Here is a 23,349-nt window from a genome sequence, read left to right on the forward strand (position 1 = left end):
TTATGAAAAAGATATTAATCCTCATAACCGCGTTAGCCATCGGCGCTACCGCATGTAAAGATGTGCTCGACATCAAGGACATCAACTATTATAATCCTGACCAGATTTGGAATGATCCCAACTTGGCAAATGCTTACATGGTAAACCTTTACCAAATGTTCGGCAACTGGTCAACCGGTTTGGAACAGAAAAGCGAACAGTTGGCCGGCATCTATTTTTACGAGAACAGGATCACGATTTCAAACGGTGAGTTTAAGTCATGGAACTATGACCGTATCAGGTTAATTAACCAAGTTTTACAGGATATCGGTTCCGGTGCGATTAAGCAAGATTTGAAAGATAATATTACGGGGCAAGCGCTTTTTATGCGTGCTTACAGTTATTTTCAAATGGTGATGTACCACGGTGGGGTGCCTTACGTTACAAGGCCGCTGGATCGTTTTGAAGATGATTTAATGCTGCCAAGAAATTCTACAGCGGCATGTTTTGATTCGATCTTGAACGATTTAGATGATGCCATAACTATGCTGCCTCCGCACATCGATAAATCTTCCACGGAATACGGGAAGATCGATGCCAACTTCGCACTTGCATTTAAAGCCAAAGTATTACTTTACAAGGCATCGCCGCAATTCCATCCTAATAATCCCTGGGATAATAGCGATTGGCAGATGGCCTACGAGGTAAATAAAAAGGCCTATGAAGATCTAAAAGCGCAAGGGTATGCATTAGCTAGCGATTACAGTAACATTGCCTTGGTAGAAAAAGGGCCTGAAGTGGTATTCGCGGTGATAAATTCTTACCCGAATAAAGTTACGAATTGGGATTACGGTGTAAGACCGGGATCTGAAAGCCGCGGTCCTGCATCTGCTTGCCCGACTTGGGAATTCGTAAAGGAGTTTCCTATGAAAGATGGAAAATTATATAATGATCCTACAGGGGCATATTACAAAACCGATGCGGAATTCCTGCAAAGTTACTGGGAAAACAGGGATCCGCGTTTCGTAAAATCCGTAGTTTGGAATGGTAAGGAATACCCGGTATCCGGGAAAGCCGGTAAACGCCAGTATACCGCCTTGGGCGTTGCGCACGAATTGGATGATTTCGGGGTCAACCCGGCAGCGGAAACCAACTCGACTAACTTGAATAGGTATACCGGGTTCTTCATCCTGAAGAACAGCTTGTTAAACCTTACCCAGGCAGAAGTGCAACAATATGACCTGGACTTCGTGCTCATGCGTTTCGCGGAGGTGATGTTGAATTATGCTGAAACTGCTAACGAAACCGGCAAACAAGGTGAAGCATTAACAATCTTGAAAGAAATACGCGGAAGGGCAGGTATCGAACCCGGCTTAGACGGGAATTACGGTATCACTGCAACGACACGTGAAGAAGTGCGGGAAGCGATCATAAGTGAAAGGAATATCGAGTTTTGTTTCGAAGGCCAGCGCTTTTGGGATCTGCGTAGGTGGCGTATGCTGGATCGCTTGGATGGAATTACAAAGCATGGCGTTGAAGCTATAGCGATCAACGCGGACGGTACTGAAATGCCCATTAGCCAAGCGAAAAAGAAAGCGGATGATTACGAACTTACGGAAGTTAATTTTAAATACAGCGTTCTGCAAGTTCCATTGTCAGGTGTGAAAGTGATGTCACTACCCGAATCGTATTACTTCTTCCCGATTCAAAGTGATGTGATAGATAAGAACCCGAGCATAGAACAAAATAATAACTGGGGAGGAACTTTTAACCCCGCTTTGGATTGATAAAGCTTATTTAATGTAAATAAATAAGCAATGGGGCCGGTATTTTACCGGCCCTATTTATTTAATTAAATTATTAACAAACTTTACTTTTTAAATATTATTTTTAATTACCTCGGTAACCTGTAGTGAAAATCCATTAAACCGTTGCTAGTAGTAGCTTTGAATGGAATACTTTACCCGGGTGTAAACCTCCACAATCCATACAAAATCTAATATAAAATTAACCTAAAACGATTTACTTCATTTTTATTTGGAGAAATATGTTGAACTACTTAAAATTGCAGTCCGACTTCTTGCAAAAATTAAAGAAGTTTTCTAATTTGTAGAAAATTACACGGGGTTATACCAAAACATTATGAGAAGTGTCGACTAGGCAGCAACAATATAACAGGACTTTAATCAAGCACTTATATTTCAATAAGGAGCTGTCATGTGCAGAACTTAGTGTAATTACGGATAAGAGCTTAGCGCATACTTCCAAGGCTATAAATGATTTACTGGAGAAAGGGTGGATCATAGAGTCGGGATACGCGAACTCGACCGGGGGCAGAAGGGCACAGATGTACTCGTTAAAGCGGGACATGCGCTATATTATTTCCGTAGCGATGGACCAGTTTGTAACAAGCGTTAGCATATTAGATCTTTATAATAACGTAGTAGGAGAGGAACTGAAAATCAGCTTGGATTTGTCGTCCAACACGGCAGCGCTAACCGAATTGGGGGCGCAGTTGGTGGGGCTTATGAAAGATTCAGGCATCCCCAAGGAAAAATTCGCTGGGATCGGCATCGGGATGCCCGGTTTCGTTGACACGAACAAGGGCATCAATTATTCGTATTTCGATACCGGTGCGCATAATATTATTAGTTACCTCGAAATGGTAACGGGTGTTTCGGTATTAATAGATAATGATTCGAGTTTAATAGCCTTGGCAGAATGCAGGTTAGGTTCAGCAAAGCATTCCAAGAATGCAATGGTAGTGAATGTAGGTTGGGGAATCGGTTTGGGAATGATCTTGAACGGTAGCCTGTTTAGGGGCGATAATGGCTTTGCCGGTGAGTTTAGTCACATTCCTTTATTCACGAATAACAAGATTTGCAGTTGTGGAAAGATGGGCTGCCTGGAAACGGAGGCATCGCTTAGCGTGATTGCCGAGAAAGCAATTGAAGGGTTGAATGAAGGGAAAACATCTGTCATGAAGGATCTTACGCTGGATAACTTGGAAGAAAGCGTGAAGACTATAATGTATTCGGCATCGAGGGGTGACAAATATGCCGTGGAGCTAGTCTCCGAAGCGGCGTATAAGATAGGACGGGGTATCGCGATATTGATACATATTTTGAATCCGGGTTTGATCATATTAAGTGGCAGGGGAGCTTCGGCAGGTAGATTATGGTTAGCGCCCATTCAGCATGCGCTTAACGAGCATTGTATCCCCAAAATTGCTGAGAACGTAGAATTTAAGATATCCTCCCTGGGAAATGAAGCGGAAAGATTAGGGGCGGCAGCCTTGGTGATGGAACACTTTGATCAGAAGAAGCTTTATAAAAGTAATTAGTCGCTATAAAACAAATGATTTTCCGACTGTAAAAAACGAATGAAAACGTAAGATTAATATTCAATCAAATGAAAAGTAACGGTAGTATTTAAATTGATTATCAACCAAACTAGGTAGTTAAAAATCAAAATTATCCGGTTTCATGAATGGATAGGACATCATCCTAAAGTTTAAGGCATTTGCTTTAATTCAGGCTATGCTTTTTTTATTATTCCACAAACTAAATTATCTGCAATGAAAAGATGGCTAAGCCTCTTACTGCTAACTTGTTTTGCAGCATTGTGCTCGCATGATGTTAGCGCTCAAGAAAAGAAATGGGTGACCGGTACCGTCAAGGATACCACCGGTACACCGGTAATCTTCGCCAGGGTACATGAAAAAGGTACCGCTAATCAAGTCCCTACAGATGAGAAGGGTGCATTCCGCATCCAAGTTGCTGACGGTGCTACTCTTGAAATTAGTTCCATGGGTTACGAATCTGCCCAGGTGATTGTTGGCCAAGGTTCATTAAATATTACGCTCCAGTACGCTTCCAAAGGTTTAAACGAAGTGGTGGTAACCGCCTTGGGTATCTCCCGCGAGAAGAAAGCTATCGGTTATTCCATGCAAGAAGTAAAAGGTGGAGACCTTGTAAATGCACGCGAGGTAAACGTAACAAACGCGTTGTCCGGTAAAGTTGCCGGTTTGCAAGTAATGCGTTCCAGTAACGGCCCCGCGGGTTCTTCTAAAATTTTGCTTCGCGGTAACAACTCCTTAACCGGTGATAACCAGCCCTTGATAGTTGTTGATGGGGTTCCGATTAATAACGCTTCAGGTGGCCTGCGCACTAGTGCCAACGGAACTGCGAATGTCGACATGTGGGAACCTGGTATGGATGCCGGTAATGGTCTTTCTGATATCAACCCTAACGATATCGAGAATGTTTCCGTATTGAAAGGTCCTGCCGCTGCTGCTCTTTACGGTAGCCGCGCTGGTAACGGTGTTATTTTGATCACAACCAAAACGGGTCGTAAAACACCGGGCCTAGGGATTACAGTTACCCAAACAAACGGTTTTGAAAGCCTGTTCCTGAAACCGGAAATTCAATCGACTTTCGGTCAAGGTGAAAGCGGCGCTTTCAATGCCATCAGCAACCAATCTTGGGGTGAGAAAATCTCCGGCCAAACTGTTACGAACTGGGCTGGCGAGCAGGTTGCGCTGAAAGCATACGATAACTTCAAAAACTTCTACAATTCTGGTAATTCTACTAATACAGGTGTTGTTTTCCAACAGCAGATTAACAAATCTTCGCTCTACACATCAATGAATTACCTGAAAGACAACAGTATGATTCCCGGGTCGGAATTGGGTCGTTTGAACTTGACAACCCGCGCTGTGAGCCGCTTTGGTAAAGGTGATCGTTGGACTACAGATATGAAAGTTCAATACATCAACTCTAAAGCGCATAACAGGCCAGTTGCCGGTTTGAATGATAGGAACCCCGCCAGGATCCTGTACGGTTTCCCGAGCACACTGGATATCGGTTATTTCAAGAAAAATAAAGTGGACGAGTTCGGTAACATGATTTGGTATAACCAATCTAACCAATTGAACCCTTACTGGAACAGCGTTTATAATTTGAATGATGATAACCGTAACCGTTTCATCATGTCAGGTAGTATCAAGTACCAATTCACTGACTGGTTGGATGCTGAAGTAAGGGGTGGTGGAGATCTTTACAATACCCAATTCGAAAATAAAAGATACGGTGGTGCACCGGGTGCAACCAACGGTTCTTACAGCATCGGTAAAGAAAACTTCAGCGAGGTTAACTACAGTACTTTAATTACTGCTAAAAAGGACAACTTGTTCGGTAAATTCGGTGGATCATTCTCTTTGGGTGGTAACTTGATGCACAACAAGTATTCTTACTTCAGCAATAGTGCTGCCAACCTGCAAGTACCGAATTTGTTCAAGATCGATAACGTAGATGGTAATATCGGTTTGACGGATGTTTATTCTGAATACAAGATTAACTCCGCATACGGTATGTTGTCTATGAATTATGATGGTGTGGTATTCTTAGATATCACGGGTAGGAATGACTGGTCATCTACCTTAAGCAAGGCCAACAGGTCATTCTTCTATCCTTCAGTAAGTTTGTCTTACTTGATTACAGAATCTATTAAGAGCTTGCCAAGCTGGTGGTCTTACGGTAAAGTAAGAGCTTCTTACGCTGCCGTAGGTAATTCCCTCCAACCTTACCAATTATTCAATACTTATGATATTGGCAAATCTCCAAGTGGTCCCGTTACGGCAGGCCGTAAAACAGTATTGTATGATCCCAATGTTAGAAGCGAGTTGATTAAATCATGGGAATTTGGTGGTGAGTTCAGGTTCGTAAATAACAGGATTGGTTTGGATGTAACTTATTACAAATCCAATGCAACCCGCCAATTGATCGATTTGCCAATGGATCCGGGTAGTGGTTATGAAAGTAGGAAAATCAATGCCGGTGACATCCAGAACGAAGGTGTGGAATTGATGCTGGATGCTAAGATCCTTGATAACCCGACCGGTTTGAGTTGGAACTTGATGGCTAACTTCTCTAGGAACAGGAATACTGTAAAAGATATCCTAAGTAATGAAGACGTTAAAAGTTACCGTTTAGGTGGGTATGAAAACGTTTCAATCATTGCAGAAGCCGGCCAATTGTACGGTCAAATTTACGGTACCAAGTACCAGAGGGTAACTGATGAGAAGAGCGAATATTACGGCCAGTTATTATTGAATAACGGTTTGCCGCAGGCTACAAATGAAACCTACCTCTTGGGTAACCAAATGCCTAAAGCATTACTAGGTATTACCAATAGCTTCGCTTACAAAGGCTTTACTTTCTCTTTCTTAGTAGATGCTAGATTCGGTGGTGAAATCTTCTCCGGTTCCCAGTCTGTATTACAGTACAATGGTTTAGCTGCTGAAACGGTTAAAGGCGGCGCACGTGATAACTTCGTAGTTGGCGGCGTTGTTTCTGATGGATCAGGTGGTTATACTACAAACACTGAAGAGGTTACACCTCAACAATACTACCAAGCGATTAACGGTGGCAATATCGGTATCATCGAAGCTAATATTTACGATGCAACAAATGTACGCTTGCGTAATATTCAATTAAACTATCAATTGCCTAAATCCATGGCTCAAAAAATTGCCATGCAAGGTGCCAGGATCGGTGTTTCCTGCACGAACGTATGGATGATTTCCAGCCATATGAAAGGTATTGATCCGGAGTCAATCTTCGCAACAGGTACTAATGCAACAGGTTTCGAGAACTCTAGCCCTCCAACAACCCGCGCATTCTACGTGAACTTGGGTCTTAGTTTCTAATGTAAAATTGGTATTGTAATGAAAAAAATTCTCATAAAATCAAGTTGGCTATTAGCTGCCGTTATGACGCTAGCCTCTTGTAGTAAATTTGAAGATCTGAACGTTGACCCAAAGTCGGCGTCGGAAGATCAAGTGCAGTTAGAGTTCTTTATCCATAACTCTATCACTGGTGCACAAATGGATCCGCACATCGCCGAAAGGGTGTTTGTATTATATTGGAAAACCGCTGGCCGCCAGCAGTTTGGTGGTGGTTTGTCAAGCGGTAGCTCCGACGATGGTTGGAGTACCGACTATTACCGGTATCTGAATGGTTGGTTGAATAGCATTAACACGGCTATACAACTCGGAGAAAAGAAAGTTGAAAGTGGTGATATTAAAGAATACACGAACAACCTGATTCAAGTAGCCCGTATCTGGAGAGCTTACCTGATGAGTGAAATGAGCGATAACTTCGGCCCGATTCCCATCGAAGGTTTCAACGGTACGAACCCAACTTACAGCTCTGTAAAAGATATTTATTATTACATGCTGGACGAGTTGAAAGATGCGGTTTCAAAAATTGATGAAAATGTTGTGAACCCTGATGCACTAGGTAAATTTGACCTTGCATACGGTTATAATTACACCAAGTGGATCAAGTACGCCAATTCGTTAAGAATGCGTTTAGCTATGCGTCTTTCAGAAGTGGATGCCGGTAAAGCCCAATCAGAATTTGAAGCGGCCGTAGCAACCGGGAAGTACATCAAAACTATGGATGAAACCTTCCAGGTACAAGAACAAACCGGTTGGGATCCATTATCCGGTGTAATGAGCCGCGAATGGAATTCCCAGATACTGTCTACCACGTTGGAGAACTTGTATACCGGTTTAGGTGGCGTTCCTTCTGCTAGCCAATTGGATGCCGATAAACAACCGTATGTAAAACCTGCCGATTACGCGGGTCTTTATTTACCTGACCATTTTGCAATGGCTACTAATGATCCATTAGCAGGTTACTGGTTAGATGGTATTCCAAACGTAGTGGATCCACGTGGTCTTGCAACATTTATCTTACCGGGCGACTATAGTAATCCAAATTTCAGTAAATACCCATCATACGATCAACCTACTTGGGAAAATACAGTTGGTAATTTAAATGATGCCAACAATAATGTACAGGTAGAGCTAGATGGTAAATTTACCTGGAATGGTACAAATGCAGGTAACTGGGGCGTAAAAGGAACGCGTAATGCTTTCAGGAGCGGTACCGTTGGTGGCTGGCCTCGTATGGCACAAGAGTATAGAACCAGCACCAATAAACGTATCTTCTTTGCTCCTTGGGAAACGTACTTCCTGGTTGCGGAGGCTGCTGAAAGAGGTTGGACCGTACCAATGAGTGGTAAAGAAGCTTATGAAGCGGGTATTACTTCCAGTTTCGAGTACAATGGCGTAAGTCAATACTTGGGCGCTTACTTAACTTCTACCTCTTATAACAATGATGGTACTTCCGTTTCTTGGGATCATACCGCTGAACCTCCCGCTACAAGGAGTATGAACTTCAAAAATGGATACACGAATGCTACCGGTACAGTAGCGATCAAGTACCCTGTCAACAACCTGTACAAGAATGGAAGCGTTCGTAATGATCATTTAACGAAGATCATCACGCAGAAATATCTTGCCCAAGTGCCTTGGCTGCCATTGGAAGGTTGGAATGATCAAAGAAGATTAGGTTTACCTTTCTTTGAGAATCCTGCCGTAGAAGAACCATTGCCAGCATTGCCGGCTTTGAATAGTTCAACTTATATGACTAGCGATATCCGTTTCTTCCCGCAACGTTTACGTTACCCGACTAACCTGAGCAACTCAAATGCTACGGGTTACCAGGAAGCTGTAAGCATGTTGGGAGGTCCCGATGCAGTGTTAACACCACTCTGGTGGGCTAAACACTAAAATCTTAGTGATTTGTAACTGCTATTTGCCATAACGATAGCATAAGGGGTCGTATCTCGATACGGCCCCTTTTTATTTATTCTCTAATCCTGTATCGTATTTTCAGGACTAGTCACGTTATTTTAAAACCACCTGCTTCCCGGAGAAGCAGGTTATCAAAGACATCAGAAATTATAACTCGCTTTCAATCCCCAGAAAGCATGCGTACCATCTTTAAACCAGGACTCGTATTTCCCTTCAACATCAAGCCCGAGTATACGTATCCCGATGCCGGGGGCAAACAAGGCGCCAACACCATCGTTATAGTCTCCCAAGAATTGAGCAGTACCCCCTTCAACCTTGATATAAAGTATGGAAACAAGCTTGTAACGTAAGCCCAGCCTGATCGGTATCACCTTCGCATCGGGGATCTTAACCGAGTTGAGGGTTTCCCCTTTGAAGTAATTAAAACCAACGGAGCCGACGGCAGTTAAGCCGGCTACCAATTTAATATCGGCGCCAAGGCCCACGCCGATCCCGGTTTTATGGGTGTCGCTAAAATCGCCCGTGGGAAAGGCCGCTTCCACGTAAGGACCGATGCTGAAGCGTTTCAATTGGGCGTGTGCATCTTGTTTAAATGAAAGTTCGACGATTGTAATCACCAGGAGGCAATAAAGGAAATTGATGGCTAATGTTTTCATGCTGATATAGTTTACTTCTTCATCTAAACAATTTTTTACGGGGAAAGTTGAATGCTACAGGAAAAGGACTAAAATTAGCCTCCTGCAGCTTCTGGATTAAATTTCTGCTGAAACTTAGGTTGATTTAGCTGTCCCTAAATCTTTTATATGAATAAATAATTGTGCGAGTCTAGTTTTTCAATATATCCCAATACCTCTGTTGCAGTAACTTTTAGCATTTAAGTAACATTAAATGGTATTTATATTAGTATCAATAATTGATAAAACAAATAATAATTAGGTGATTAATTCTAATAGAATGAACTGTGGCCTTATTTGTGCTACAGGGATAAGGTCGCTTTCCGACTTAATAAATATTTATATTATCATAATATAAACATTAAGGAGTCATAATTACGGAAATACAGGTGAAGTATGGTTTATATTATGCCAATTTGGCCTGATGTGTACAATTTTTTCACCATATTCCCGGTTTTTTAATAAAAATTGCCTTAATTACCGCCTTATTTAAAATCAAGGCTGATTCAAGGTCTACAACATTATTTTATCAACCTATGCAACAATTTAATTTCGACTCGATTATTCAATCTATTTATGATATTGTTTGGAGTAATGCGCTGGTGATTTTGTGTTTATTTGCAGGTGTATACTTTTCTTTACGGACCGGTTTTTTGCAAGTACGGTATTTGAGGAAAATGGTTGGATTGCTATTCAAAGGTAAAGCGTCCGATAAGGGAGTAAGTTCTTTCCAAGCATTTGCCATAGCTATCTCCGGGAGGGTGGGAACCGGCAACATTGCGGGTGTAGCCACGGCTATCGCGATGGGTGGCCCGGGTGCCGTATTCTGGATGTGGCTGATCGCTTTCCTCGGTGCGGCATCTGCATTCGTAGAAGCTACGCTGGGGCAAATCTTCAAAGAGGTGAAAGACGGCCAATACCGTGGTGGCCCGGCATTTTATATAGAAAAGGGGATGGGCTTAAAATGGTATGCCGTTATTTTCGCGATAGCAACCATCATCAGCACTGCTTTATTGCTTCCCGGCGTACAAAGTAACAGTATTGCCGTGGGTATGAAAGAGGCTTTCAACGTACCGGTGGCTTTAACCGGCGGTATCGTCGCGGTATTTCTCGGTATGATTATCATCGGGGGCGTGAAAAGGATCGGTACGGTGGCCGAGTTTGTTGTTCCTTTCATGGCGGGTTTGTATATTTTAATGGCATTAGTAATTATCTGTATCAATATCAAGGAAGTACCGGATATGTTCATGTTGATTATTAAATCTGCCTTTAACTTGGAAGCCACGTTCTCCGGCTTGTTCGGTGCTGCTATTGCCTGGGGAGTTAAGCGTGGTATCTACTCGAACGAAGCGGGGCAGGGCACCGCCCCCCATGCAGCCGCGGCTGCTGAAGTGAATCATCCGGCAGAGCAGGGTTTGGTACAAGCCTTCTCCGTTTATGTTGATACCTTGTTTGTTTGCACGGCTACGGCTTTCATGATTTTATTTACAGGTAAATACAATGTTGTAAATCCCGGTGGTGGTTTTATCGTTGAAAACTTGCCGGGGGTGAAGGAAGGTGCAGCATTTACGCAAGCCGCGGTAAACTCGCATTTCCCCTGGTTGGGAAGTGGCTTCATAGCGGTTTCTTTATTGTTCTTCGCCTTCACTACAATCATGGCTTATTATTATATCGCCGAAACAAACTTGAGCTACCTCGATAAAAAGGGCAACAAACCCTGGTTAATTTGGATACTGAGGCTGGGCATTATTGTAACAACCTTTTATGGTTCTATCAAGACTGCAAATACTGCCTGGACACTCGGTGACATCGGTGTCGGTATCATGGCATGGCTTAATATTATCGCGATCTTTATCTTGCAAAAGCCAGCATTGAAGGCCCTAAAAGATTATAGCAAGCAAGTGAAGGCGGGTAAGCCGATCCGGTTTAAACCTTCGGAAATAGGCATCAAAAATGCCGGGGAATGGGAAACGCAAAAAAGCGCGGAACCTGTACAATAATATAAGGTAGCATATAGAATCTTTATATAAACCGGGATATTCAAGTATCCCGGTTTTTTATGGCTATTTTTTCCCGTCGCAAAGTTCCCCCCAATTTGTCGCCATCGTACAGCATTTATAAATATGCCTTCTGCTACCTTTGAATCATAAAAACACGACATTATGAATAACAAGATCCACTCTCAAAAACTTACTCCGAATTTATGGTTCACTACCAATGCCGAAGAGGCTGTTAACTTTTACGTTGGTATTTTTAAAAATTCTAGCACCGGGCATATCTCCCGGTATGGAAAGGAAGGCTTCGAATTTCACGGTATGCCGGAAGGTACCGTATTGACGATGGAATTTAAGCTCGAAGGACAATCATTTTTAGCTTTGAATGGAAATCCGAACTTCACTTTCAATGAATCAATATCTTTTATTATAAGCTGTGAAAACCAGGAAGAGGTAGATTATTACTGGGAAAAATTATCGGAAGGCGGTGATCCAAAGTCGCAGGTATGCGGATGGTTGAAAGATAAATTCGGCGTTTCTTGGCAGGTAGTTCCCGCTGCGCTACAAAAAATGATGCAATCGAAAGAGCCAGAAAAACAAGGCCGGATGATGGGTGCTCTCATGCAAATGAAGAAGCTCGATATTGCACAGCTAGAAGCCGCTTATAACGGGTAATATCATACATTTTATATAGTCTTGAACCGCTTCCTAATTTGGAGCGGTTTTTTATTATAAGGAATTCTTGGTGCGAAATATATTCCGGGAATTTTTCGCTCAAATAATAATTATTTAACATTATTGTCCGAGTAAAAATGCTTTCAAGGTACCTGAATTCCTTACCTTGTTCAAGGGTATAAGCGAAGGATGATACATTCACCCCCCGCCAAGAGAACCGTGGAACTTTGCGCCGTTGATAGCGAAGGGTAGCTTGGCCATACAGTAGTAGCTAGGCCAGATCGAGCGATCAAATTGGCGGCCGTGATGGCCAATTTGTGCCCTTTTTTGGTGCTTTTTTGGGTAAACAAAAAAGTACAAGAAACGAGCAGATGAACATTGATTCGAACTTTTGAGGGATCAAATTGCTCCCCGGTTAAAATTTAGTCGGACAATAATGATTATTTAACACCATGAATTATGCAACTTGCTAGGTTTAATATAGCTGAATAATATGATGTGTATCATGTTTTCTAAATATCGTTAAAAAATCAATTCTAATGGTGAGATAAACAATATTTTATAAAGCGGGTTATTATTAAGCTGGTTAGCAATCTCATTATTCTTAACTTTTAAATCCTATTTATTATGGACGCAGCAAAAGACCCATCTATCGAAAGGCAGGTTAGAGAATTCTTAAAGACGCTTAATAGCAGCGGTGGTAAACCTATGGAAACCATGCAACCCGGCGAAGCCAGGGCTGTGCTTGAAGGCGCACAAAAATCGGTTGAAGTGGATATTTCCGGTGTAGATTCCTCCGAAAAGATGATTGAGCAGGATGGGATCAGCGTGAAAATCATCGTTGTAAAACCATCGGGATTAAAGGATATTAGCCCCGGTTTTATGTTCTTTCACGGTGGCGGATGGGTATTGGGTGATTATCCAACCCACCAAAGATTCATCCGTGACCTGGTTGTTTACTCCGGTTTACCTGCGGTATATGTAGATTACGATCGCTCGCCCGAAAAACATTACCCCGTTGCCATCAATCAAGCCTATGCTGCAACGAAATGGGTTGCTGAAAATGGCAAAGAAATCGGGATAGATGGTAGCAAACTTGCTGTTGTCGGGAATAGTGTCGGTGGTAACATGACTGCCGTGGTAGCCTTGATGGCGAAAGATAAGAAAGGCCCTGCATTGAAACAACAAGTCCTGTTCTGGCCGGTTACAAATGCCGCCTTCGATACGGAGTCCTATCATAAATATGCAAATGATCGCTTCCTGACCAAAAATATGATGACCTGGTTCTGGGATGCATATACAAAAGATGAAAAAGAGCGTGCCGAAATATATGCTTCCCCGCTTCGTGCCAGCCTCGAACAACTAAAAGGTTTGCCGCCAGCGCTGGTACAAACAGCTGAAAATGATGTGCTGCGCGATGAAGGGGAGGCTTATGCCCGCAAATTGAATGAAGCAGGTGTTGATGTGACGATGGTTAGGTACCTGGGCATGATACACGATTACGGATTATTAAACCCCTTGGCGCATATTCCCGAGGTGCAATCCGCACTCATACATGCTGCGGCTACCTTGAAAAAAGCATTGAAGTAATTCGAAAAGCTATAATTTTTTTGGAAACCAGGAATCGCCATGTGTAACTTATTTTACATATGGCGATTTTTTATTTGGTACAACATCAACTATTTATATTTTTTTTGATAACATGAAAGCAGTTATTGAAACCTGTTGAATACTCAATACTTGTAAACTGCAATTCCTTGACAAAGAATTATTGGAAATTTTATATCTTTCGGTCGATAAATGCACCACCATCAGCGAAATAAGGAATTATTAAAAGCAGCCATAAAAGACGATGAACAAGCGATTCATCGCTTATTTAGCATGTATTATGCGCCCTTAGGATATTATGCCAATAGCCTGATCCATCAAAAAGACGAGGCGGAAGATATCGCCGTGGAAGCATTCATGAAATTCCTGCAACGCAAACAACAATTTGAATCGATCCCGGCCGTAAAATCTTTTCTCTTTACGACGGTGCGCAACGCCAGTATCGATTTTCTTCGTAAAACGAAACGGCACCAGTCGGCTCACGCAGAATTATTACACATCCAGGGACCGGAACAATTAGAGGAGCACCTCGGTACAACGGCATTGGTTTTACAGGCAGTATACGAGGAAATTGAAAACTTGCCTACCCAATCGCGCCTTGTTTTCAAATCGTTTTTCTTCGATGGAAAAGCCACGGCTACCATCGCGGATGAATTGGGCCTTTCTCCGCAAACGGTTTTAAATCATAAAACACGGGCTATAAAGCATTTACAAAATTATTTGAAGAAAAAAGGCTATATTGACATCCTGTTATGGGGTATCATACCTATACATACTTATTTGTTACATCAACATCCTAATTCCCTCCATTAGTTTACCATTTTCAATAACTATCCTACAGTTTATACATGCGTTCAGGCATGTTACTAAATCCTATCAAAAAAAATTTTAAAAACGATTGGTTAAAATCAACCGGACTTCGTTCTCATATGGGGAGTAATGGCCACCTAATAAATTACGGGAGATGCAACAGGATGTTTATCAATTGATATTGAACTATTTACGCGGGGAAATTAACGCGGGCGATAGGGAAAGCCTGGATCTTTGGAGGCAAGATGCCCCGGAGCATGAAGCGCTTTTTCAAAAATTGACCGACAAGGAGTGGATTGGCCAACAAATGGAATCTATGTACCAGGATTTTCCCGTGGAAGTTGGTTGGGAGACTTTACAATCGAAAAGGAACATGCCCGTAGCTAAAACAAGGACATTGAATTGGAAACCTTGGGTTGGGGTGGCTGCTGTTACCGTGATGGCAGTAATTTCCTTGCTATGGATGCAACTCGGGAAAAAACAAGTACCTGTTTCGCAGCTAACGCAATCCGAACGCTTTAAAAATGATATACCCCCTGCAAATGAAGGTGCCGTGTTGACTTTAGGCAACGGCCAAAAAGTTCCTTTGGAAGAGATTCATAAAGGTAAGGCCATACCGGGACAAGAACAGGCGGCTTTGCAGTCGAACGGGATATTGAGCTATGAAGATAAACAAGGTGGTAAAACGCTTAGTTATAACACGCTTACAACGCCTAAAGGCAACAGTTTCCAAATCCAGTTATCTGATGGTACAAGGGTTTGGCTGAATGCCGGTTCAAGCATCACGTACCCGGTAAGTTTCCGCGGAGGCGAACGCAAAGTATCACTTTCCGGTGAGGCATATTTCGAAGTTGCCCCGGAGCTGGATCCCTTTATCGTGAATACCAAGGATATGGAGATCCTTGTCCTGGGAACACACTTTAATGTAAAGGCTTATGACAATGAAAATACCTGGAGAACAACCTTGCTGGAAGGAGCCGTCAAGGTACAGGTAGGCCGGGAAATACAACTCTTATCACCGGGAAAACAAGCCTCATGGGAGCGTTCCGCAGAAAAAATAGAAACGGATAAGGTGGATACCGAAGAGGTAATGGCATGGAAAAATGGCCTCTTTTGGTTTAATAATGCCAATATCAACGAGGTAATGCATCAATTGGAGCGCTGGTACGATATCGAGGTAATTTACGAGGATGAAGTAGATATACATTTTTCGGGAACTATTCCTAAAAATGTTAATATAACAACCGTATTGAAAACACTGGAGCTAACCAACGGGGTGAAGTTTAAAATAGAAGGGAATAAAATTACGATTCTTAAACCATAAATCTAATCGCTTACACGAACTTAAAAACCGGGAGTGCTGCTACACCCCCGGCTAAATTTGAGTGAATGTAAATGCTTTCGACACATCTCTATTCTTAACTCAAACACTGCAAATGTATGAAATTGACTTTGCATGGGAAATTGCTATGTCTATTAAATCCCATCCGCCAAAATCTGCTGGTTATGAAATTAACAGCCGCATTAATATTGGTCGCTTGCTTAAAATTAAGCGCCACGAGCCTGGCTCAACGGGTCACCATAGTTCGAAATCACACTTCGCTGAAGGAAGTTATCAAGGATGCCAGGAAGCAATCGGGTTTTAATTTTATTTATACCGATGAGCTCCTTCGCAAAACAACGCCTTTCAATGTCGAGGCCAGGAACGTTACGGTTGCCGAACTGATGGAGATCTGCTTGAAAGATCAGCCGATCAGTTTCAAGATACTGGATCAAAATATCGTTGTTTTACAACCAAAAATAGACCCGGCTTCATTGTTCGAACTTCCGGCGCAGGAAAAGCCTGTCCAGGGCATCGTGAAAGATGACCAGGGCCAAGCGCTGATAGGTGTTTCCGTTAGAAATTTATCGAATGGAAAAACTGCCATCACGTCTACAAAAGGCGACTTTTCCATCTTAGCTAAGGAGGGGAATATCCTTGAGTTTACTTTCCTGGGATATAAAAAAGAGCGTTACAAGGTAAATGCTTCTAATCTCGCTGACGGTAAGCCTTTTCAAGTGCAGATGGGCATCGAACCAACAGAACTGAATGCGCCCGTAGTTATCGGTTACGGTACAACCCGCCGGAAAGATTTGACCGGCTCCGTAGCTTCGGTAAACCCGGATGAAATAAAAAATGTGCCTTTTACCAGTATCGACCAAGCCTTAAATGGTAAAGCTGCCGGTGTGCAGGTGATCCAGGCTGACGGTTCTCCCGGTGGTGTTGCCAGGATCAGGATACGCGGTGGCGCTTCGCTGATCGGTACCAACGACCCTTTGTACATTATCGATGGTGTACCGGTAACGATCCAGAACAGGTATATCCAAAATTCTGCGGAGATCGTTAACCCGGTAGAATCATACTACGGTGAAGATTTTAATAACAGTGTTTCAGGGGCTTTTTCCAGGGGATTGAACAGCCTGGCTGGATTGAATATCAATGATATAGAATCTATTGATATCCTCAAAGATGTCTCTGCTACGGCAATTTACGGCTCCAAAGCTGCCAACGGCGTAGTGATTATTACCACTAAAAAGGGTAAGATCAATATGAAGCCCACCTTGGAAGCAAATTATTACGCTGGGCTTTCCGTTCCATTGAAAGAAAAAATGTTGAACGCGGAGCAATACAAAGCTGTATTCAAAGAAGCGGCTAAAAATCTTAACGATGAAAGGGTGCGCATCGGGAGGGAACCGAATGCAACAGCTACGGAAATATTAAATGATCCTAATTTCTTCGGTAACGCTAATACCGATTGGTTGGGTTTAGTACTCCGTAACGGCTTCAACCAAAATGCTGATATCGCCGTGAGAGGTGGCGGTAACGGTAGCCGCTATTATACTTCCCTCGCTTATACCCGCCAGGACGGGGTACTGATCGGAACCGATTTTGAAAGAATTTCGGGAAAGGTAAACCTGGATAATAATATCAGCGATAAGTTACAGGTTCAAACCAACTTGGATTACGGTTTTACAACGAATAACATTACCAACGGGATTTATACCCAGGCCATGTTTGCACCGCCAACGGAAAGTCCTTATAACGAAGATGGAAGCTATTCCAACCTGGGCAAAATCAGTACAGCCTACCAAGGTTTTCAAAACCCCTTGGCCGTGGCTTCCGGTATAAACAGGACCAAAACCACTTCTTTGCTCGGATCCATGGCTTTAAACTATGATGTGATGAAAGATCTGCGATTCCGCTCCGTGGTTTCCGTCAACTATACTAATTACCACCAGTTGAATTATGTTCCTAGCTACGTTGATATCGGTGGATTTTACGGCAGGGAAAGTTCCGGTGGTGGTTTGGGTTCGCAGTCGAACAGTACTTCCTTGAACTCTTTCTTCGAAAATACTTTGACCTATAATAAAACGTTTAACGAGAGGCACCGCCTCAATGTAGTAGCGGGAACTTCCTGGGAGAAATACAAAGCCAGTTTCTTCTCAGCAACGGGTCGCGGCTACCCGGATGATGATTTCCTCAATAACCTGGACGCTGCTGCCGTGCCTGTTTCCGTGAAAGGGAGCGATCCTTCCAGGATGAACTCGTTATTGTCGTTCTATTTACGCGCCAATTATACTTGGAAAGAAAGGTATCTCTTTACATTCACAGGTCGTTCGGATGCTTCGTCCAAATTCGCTCCTTCCAACCAGGTGGGGTATTTCCCATCGGGAGCCTTTGCATGGCGTATTTCTGAAGAACCGTTCATGTCGCATGTAAATTGGGTTGATGAGTTGAAATTGAGGGTGAGCGCCGGAACAACGGGTACGCAAAACATAGGCGATCACCTATGGAGAACCTTGTACACACCGGTTGCTTACGATGGCCAAAATGCCGTGATCCCTTCACAACTCGGCAATGATGCTATTAAATGGGAATCTACTTTGCAGAAGGACTTAGGTCTTGACTTTACCTTGTTCCAAAGTCGGTTGAGAGGTACTTTCGGCTATTATGATAAAACAACGGATGGATTATTGTTAAACATCTCTACCGCGCCGAGTGCTGCTTATACTAATGTAATTCTGAACATAGCCAAAGTCCGCAACAACGGTTTCGAATTTGATTTGCGCGGAGATGTGATCCGTAAAAAAGATTTCCAATGGACGCTGGCCTTTAACATTTCCACGAACCGCTCCAAGGTGTTGAATGTAAACGGCGGGCCATTCTCTAACCCGAATGATCGCGATGCGCTGAACCTGGGTACCAGTATCGTGAAAGAAGGAGAACCTTTAGGTTTACTATATGGAAGAATTTCGAAAGGAGTTATTAAAACGGAAAAGCAGCTCGAAGATTTTAAGAACGCTTTCCCTTATTGGAGCATCTTCAGCCCGTATTTGAATATTGGAGATTTAGCTTACGAAATGGATGAAACCGGTTTTTGGAAACAGGATATCATCGGTAAATCGATCCCGGATTTTTACGGGGGCTTGACCAGTACCTTGAATTATAAGAATTTGAGTTTAACAACACTGTTTACATTCTCTTACGGGAACGAATTGATGTATCAAAATGATGTGGCCAGCATTTCGACTGATAACTTAGCGAACCGCAGTACCCGCATTTTGGATCATTACAACGCTGATAATCCAAATTCAAACAGGCCTAGGTTAATATATGGTAGTATTAATTTATTAACCGACGAAAACGTTTACGATGCCTCTTACCTGAAATTGAAATCCTTGACATTAAACTATGCCTTCTCGCATAGATTGTTAGAAAAAGTTCATATGAAAAGCGCATCGATTTATTTCTCTGCCACAAACTTGTTCACGATCACCTCGTACCCGGGCCTTGATCCCGAAGTGAGTGATGATCCGGGAAGCATCATCGGGGGCGGACGAGATGTGAGTTCTTACCCGACCAGCCGTTATTTCGTGGCAGGTATCCGTTTAGGGCTATAACAAGAAAAATGTATCCAACATGAAGAAATTATCAATCTATATAACTATTTCGTTCCTTGCGTTGAACTTTTTTTCATGCAAGAAATCGTTGAACGAGTTACCACCGCAATCGAAAGTAGAAGGTAACGTCATCATAGATCAAAAAAGCGCCGAGGTAGCACTCAACGGGGTTTATTACCGTTTTGCTGAAGCCGGGGATGATCGCGGGGTTCAGAGCACCCAAACTTCTTATACACATGAAAAGCTGCCATCGAGCTTGGCCGGGTTTATCGAGAACCGTACCGGTGCCTCTGCATTGAACATGAACGCCGTCACTCCAACCGCTTATGATGCGACTTATATTTGGGAGTCAGCATATTTGCTGATCAATGCTGCCAATAGTGTCATCAAGGATGTTCAGCTATTACCTTCAAATAAAATTCAGGAACAACGCCGCAACGAGATCTTGGGAGAGGCTTATTTTATGCGTGCCTACGGGCATTATCAACTGATGGCTTACTACGCTCAATATTTCGATGTTAACAGCCCTTACGGTGTAATGATCCGCGATGAACCGGTGACAACTTCGAACATCCCTGCAACCCGGAAATCTGTTCAGGAGAGTTATGATTTTATTCTTGCTGATGTCGATAAAGCGATCCAAGATGCACCTAGCGCGCAATCAGCCAAGAGGGTTACATCCTGGACAGCGAAAGCCTTGAAAGCAAGAATATTGCTCAACAGGGGATTAGAGAGCGATTTTACCGAAGTTGTTACCTTGACGAAGGATATCATTGCGAACAGTCCTTACCTTTTAGAAGACCACCAGGAAGATATCTTCAAAACGAAAGGGTTGTCCAGCTCCGAGGTAATGCTCGGTACCGTTCCATTTGCAGCGCAAGTCAACAAAAGGGACAGCTATTTATACCGCGACTTACCGGCAGATATAGTTAAAGAACCATTGTCCGAAATCATGAACGGCGACCCGCGCGTAGCTTGGTGTTTTCATACCGTTTCTGACTACCTGGGCATTTCCAAGTTCTTGGGAGAGCAGGTAGAAGTAGGGTACATGTTCCGCCTTACAGAAGTGTATTTGCAAGAAGCGGAAGCCTTGTTGCGCTCCAATGGTGATATCGACGAAGTGAAGGGGCTGATGAAAACCGTTATGGGCAAAGCGGGGATCACCGATTTTAGCAGCTTAGATGCCATCACGGATCGTGATGAATTGCGAATGGAGCTATATGCCGAAACGGTGAGGAATTTATTTTGCGAAGACGGGCAGGATTGGCAAGCTTTATTGCGCTTACCCATGGCAAAAATCCAAGAGCTAAGGCCGACTATTGTATCTAACACGCAATTTATATTACCAATTCCATTAGTAGAATTTCAAAGAAACCCTATGATCGGTGATCAAAATCCCGGTTATATAAACTAAGTTAACATATGAAAAAGATTAGTTTAATCTTAATTTTCAGCACAGCGATCCTTCCTGCCTTCGCTCAAGAGGCTTTACACTTACAAGCGAAGTTGAAGAACATGCCCGCGGGTAAAACAATTTACATTTCCGAAATGGGCGGTGCAGGTACGGAAGATTCGGTTACCAGCATTAAAGGAGGATTCCGCTTCGATAAGACCATTCAACCCGGTGAAGGCGGACTCTATATGATCCGTATTGGGAAAGCATATTCAGAAGGCAAGTTGATCCAGCTATACCTGGATAATGGCAAGGTGCTCATTAAAGGTAAAGGGGAGGATTTTAAAGATGCCGTATTCTCAGGGGATTCATTCGTAAAGGATTTTAATGATTTCCAAGAGGCTGTTGATAAAAATCCCGCGTTAAAAGGTAGGAAGGAATTATATGCAGAGGCTAACCGCTTGTATAAAGAGAAAGATTCCGTAAAGCTAGCCGCATTGCAACCCAAGTTGGATGAAATGAGAAAAATCACGACCGGCATTCAAAAAGAATGGGTGGAATCGCACCTGTCATCGCCCGTTAGTTCTTCCGTGATGAAGTTCTACCTAGCTTATGATCTTTCGCTGGATGAACAGGAAGCATTATATGAAAAGATGGGACCAGGAGCGAAGCAAAATTTTGCGGGAAGAGCGATTAGCAATTCAATCAATGCAGCGAAAATTACGGCTAGTGGTCAACAGGTGCCGGATTTCAGCCAGGCAGATACCAGCGGAAAGGTGGTTGCCATCAAGGATTTCCGTGGGAAATATGTATTGATAGACTTCTGGGCTAGTTGGTGTGTACCCTGTAGGCATGAGAACCCCAACGTGGTGAAAGCTTTCAGGAAATATTATAGTAAAGGGTTTACAGTATTGGGTATTTCCTTTGATCAACCCAATGGTAAAGACCGTTGGTTGAAAGCGATTCACGATGATGAATTAACCTGGACACATGTGTCGGATTTAAAGTACTGGAATAATGCCGTAGGGAAAATTTTTGATATCAGGTCAATTCCGGCGAATGTATTGGTAGATCCGAAGGGTATTATTATAGGAAAAAATTTGAGAGGAGAAGATTTAGATCAGAAGCTAGATTCGATTTTCAAAGAGAAGCCGCTCTACGGGGGTACATTTACGCTTGAAGGTGAAAGTACGGCGGAGCTTAATGGAAGGTGGCTCAAACTCAGCGGCATGGACATTACAGGGAAGTATCATACGGACAGTGCTCAAATTAAAGAAGGTAAATTTTCTTTTTCTCGGGAGATTCGTCACCCGGTAGATATGGCCCTGGTATTGGTGGATATGCAAGCAGATCCTTATGATCAAACGCTGTATAAAAGATTTTTTGTAGATCCTACTGTAATGCATGTTTCCTTGCACGGAAAGGACATTTCCAAAGCTTCTGTAGGCGGTGGCTATACTGAATTTGAATCAGATGCTTATGAGAGAGAGATTTCGAAAATCGAAGACCGGTATAGTAAGGAGTTGCAAAACTACAGTGATAAAAATAAGCAGTATATGGATGCTTCGAAAAGGAAGGCGCCCCAGGAAGAATTGGATGTCTTAAAAAATGAGGCCCAGGAAGCCCGCGACATGCTGGAGCCTTATTTTGAGGCAAGGAAGGATTTTTCTTTGAATTATTGTAAAGAACATCCCCAGTCTTTCTTAAGCGCAAGTATGCTTCGTTTCCTCGCTTCGGATATGAATCTCCAATCGATGCAAGAGATGTATACAAGCATGGGGAAAGCGATGCAGCAATCTTCGTATGGAGTAGAATTTAAAAAGGAGATGGACAAGTTATTGTCCGGCTCCCCAGGTAGCATGGCCACCAATTTTTCGGGAAAGGATATAAACGGGAAAATGCTTAGCCTCGATGATTTCCGCGGAAAGTATGTGCTGTTGGACTTTTGGGCTAGTTGGTGCGTGCCTTGTCGCCGTGGAAACCCACACTTATTGAAGTTATACAAGGAATACAAACCCAAGGGATTTGAAATCATCGGTGTATCTGATGATGATAGGAATGAAGCCGCCTGGAAAAAAGCTGTTGTTAAAGATGGGATCGGTGTATGGAAACATGTGTTACGGGGTTTGAAATTCAACAATGGCGAATTTGACCGGAGCGAGGATAAGTCCGAAGCGTATGGTATTCATACTTTACCGACGAAAATCTTAATTAACCCTGATGGAAAAATAATCGGCCGCTACGGTGGAGGAGGAGAAGATGATGCCGCGATGGATCGGAAGCTAGCGGAGATTTTTAGCAAGTAGCCGGTTTGGAATAATTTATTTAACAAGAACCAACTGTATAGAGGGTCGCAATTTGGGTTGCGGCCCTTTTTTTGTTTATGAAAAATATGTTGACGCTATTTGCTTTCGATTTTTTGGAATTTAAATAATATACTAGTTGGTCAATATATGCAAGACACAATAATCCATCTAGAATTTATTCCGGAGAAAATTATGTGCTTATCCAGATGCAGGGTTGTCATCCCCGGAAGGTTATACAAATTGTTCTGCAATTAATGACATAGTGGAACTAGGAAAAAACATAATTCAATTAAAAGGTGAACCC

13 protein-coding genes are annotated in these 23,349 nt (G+C 42.8%); 12 read left to right on the plus strand and 1 reads right to left on the minus strand.

The genetic code is table 11. The annotated features are described in order from the left end of the window. Positions 1 to 2 precede the first annotated feature (2 nt). The 4 genes from COR50_RS13130 (at position 3) to COR50_RS13145 (ending at position 8,620) form a co-directional block, all read left to right on the plus strand. Positions 3 to 1,766: a RagB/SusD family nutrient uptake outer membrane protein gene (locus tag COR50_RS13130; RefSeq protein WP_098194411.1), complete on the plus strand. Its 1,764-nt coding sequence runs from the start codon at positions 3 to 5 to the stop codon at positions 1,764 to 1,766. 362 nt (positions 1,767 to 2,128) lie between these two features. Then, positions 2,129 to 3,322, plus strand: a complete 1,194-nt coding sequence (locus COR50_RS13135; RefSeq protein WP_098194412.1) for an ROK family protein — start codon at positions 2,129 to 2,131, stop codon at positions 3,320 to 3,322. Positions 3,323 to 3,556: 234 nt separating this feature from the next. Then, the gene (locus COR50_RS13140; protein ID WP_098194413.1) at positions 3,557 to 6,688 is read left to right on the plus strand and encodes a SusC/RagA family TonB-linked outer membrane protein; all 3,132 of its coding nucleotides are present in this window, start codon (positions 3,557 to 3,559) and stop codon (positions 6,686 to 6,688) included. 18 nt (positions 6,689 to 6,706) lie between these two features. Continuing rightward, positions 6,707 to 8,620 (plus strand): SusD/RagB family nutrient-binding outer membrane lipoprotein, encoded by a 1,914-nt coding sequence (locus COR50_RS13145; RefSeq protein WP_098194414.1) that lies wholly within the window; start codon positions 6,707 to 6,709, stop codon positions 8,618 to 8,620. Positions 8,621 to 8,784: 164 nt separating this feature from the next. Here COR50_RS13145 and COR50_RS13150 read toward each other — a convergent pair whose 3' ends face one another. Next, a complete protein-coding gene (locus COR50_RS13150) occupies positions 8,785 to 9,300 on the minus strand; it encodes a hypothetical protein (protein ID WP_232516165.1) in 516 nt (171 codons plus the stop codon). A gap of 554 nt (positions 9,301 to 9,854) precedes the next feature. Between COR50_RS13150 and COR50_RS13155 the strand changes: the two genes are divergently transcribed. The 8 genes from COR50_RS13155 (at position 9,855) to COR50_RS13190 (ending at position 23,045) form a co-directional block, all read left to right on the plus strand. Continuing rightward, positions 9,855 to 11,318 carry an alanine/glycine:cation symporter family protein gene (locus COR50_RS13155; protein WP_098194415.1) on the plus strand — a complete coding sequence of 488 codons (1,464 nt, stop codon included), beginning with the start codon at positions 9,855 to 9,857 and terminating at the stop codon, positions 11,316 to 11,318. 162 nt (positions 11,319 to 11,480) lie between these two features. After that, a complete protein-coding gene (locus tag COR50_RS13160) occupies positions 11,481 to 11,987 on the plus strand; it encodes a VOC family protein (protein ID WP_098194416.1) in 507 nt (168 codons plus the stop codon). 627 nt (positions 11,988 to 12,614) lie between these two features. After that, complete coding sequence (locus tag COR50_RS13165; RefSeq protein ID WP_098194417.1) at positions 12,615 to 13,577, plus strand: alpha/beta hydrolase; 963 nt, start codon at positions 12,615 to 12,617, stop codon at positions 13,575 to 13,577. Between the two features lie 210 nt (positions 13,578 to 13,787). Further along, positions 13,788 to 14,408 (plus strand): RNA polymerase sigma factor, encoded by a 621-nt coding sequence (locus COR50_RS13170; protein WP_098194418.1) that lies wholly within the window; start codon positions 13,788 to 13,790, stop codon positions 14,406 to 14,408. Positions 14,409 to 14,559: 151 nt separating this feature from the next. Then, entirely contained in the window at positions 14,560 to 15,729 is a 1,170-nt protein-coding gene (locus tag COR50_RS13175) for a FecR family protein (RefSeq protein WP_098194419.1), read from the plus strand. A 182-nt stretch (positions 15,730 to 15,911) separates the two neighbouring features. Further along, on the plus strand, positions 15,912 to 19,346 hold the full coding sequence (locus COR50_RS13180) for a SusC/RagA family TonB-linked outer membrane protein (RefSeq protein WP_098196227.1): 3,435 nt from the start codon (positions 15,912 to 15,914) through the stop codon (positions 19,344 to 19,346). Positions 19,347 to 19,365: 19 nt separating this feature from the next. Beyond that, on the plus strand, positions 19,366 to 20,760 hold the full coding sequence (locus tag COR50_RS13185) for a RagB/SusD family nutrient uptake outer membrane protein (protein ID WP_098194420.1): 1,395 nt from the start codon (positions 19,366 to 19,368) through the stop codon (positions 20,758 to 20,760). An 8-nt stretch (positions 20,761 to 20,768) separates the two neighbouring features. Next, complete coding sequence (locus tag COR50_RS13190; RefSeq protein ID WP_098194421.1) at positions 20,769 to 23,045, plus strand: redoxin domain-containing protein; 2,277 nt, start codon at positions 20,769 to 20,771, stop codon at positions 23,043 to 23,045. Positions 23,046 to 23,349: the final 304 nt, after the last annotated feature.

This window comes from Chitinophaga caeni, from assembly GCF_002557795.1.
GTDB classification, from domain to species: Bacteria; Bacteroidota; Bacteroidia; order Chitinophagales; family Chitinophagaceae; genus Chitinophaga; species Chitinophaga caeni.

Excerpts from the sequence above, each read along its gene's own strand:
- COR50_RS13140 (WP_098194413.1), top strand. The coding sequence starts at position 3,557 with ATGAAAAGATGGCTAAGCCTCTTACTGCTAACTTGTTTTGCAGCATTG.
- COR50_RS13175 (WP_098194419.1), top strand. The coding sequence starts at position 14,560 with ATGCAACAGGATGTTTATCAATTGATATTGAACTATTTACGCGGGGAA.
- COR50_RS13190 (WP_098194421.1), top strand. The coding sequence starts at position 20,769 with ATGAAAAAGATTAGTTTAATCTTAATTTTCAGCACAGCGATCCTTCCT.
- COR50_RS13185 (WP_098194420.1), top strand. The coding sequence starts at position 19,366 with ATGAAGAAATTATCAATCTATATAACTATTTCGTTCCTTGCGTTGAAC.
- COR50_RS13165 (WP_098194417.1), top strand. The coding sequence starts at position 12,615 with ATGGACGCAGCAAAAGACCCATCTATCGAAAGGCAGGTTAGAGAATTC.
- COR50_RS13130 (WP_098194411.1), top strand. The coding sequence starts at position 3 with ATGAAAAAGATATTAATCCTCATAACCGCGTTAGCCATCGGCGCTACC.
- COR50_RS13180 (WP_098196227.1), top strand. The coding sequence starts at position 15,912 with ATGAAATTAACAGCCGCATTAATATTGGTCGCTTGCTTAAAATTAAGC.
- COR50_RS13150 (WP_232516165.1), bottom strand. The coding sequence starts at position 9,300 with ATGAAAACATTAGCCATCAATTTCCTTTATTGCCTCCTGGTGATTACA.
- COR50_RS13170 (WP_098194418.1), top strand. The coding sequence starts at position 13,788 with ATGCACCACCATCAGCGAAATAAGGAATTATTAAAAGCAGCCATAAAA.
- COR50_RS13145 (WP_098194414.1), top strand. The coding sequence starts at position 6,707 with ATGAAAAAAATTCTCATAAAATCAAGTTGGCTATTAGCTGCCGTTATG.
- COR50_RS13160 (WP_098194416.1), top strand. The coding sequence starts at position 11,481 with ATGAATAACAAGATCCACTCTCAAAAACTTACTCCGAATTTATGGTTC.
- COR50_RS13155 (WP_098194415.1), top strand. The coding sequence starts at position 9,855 with ATGCAACAATTTAATTTCGACTCGATTATTCAATCTATTTATGATATT.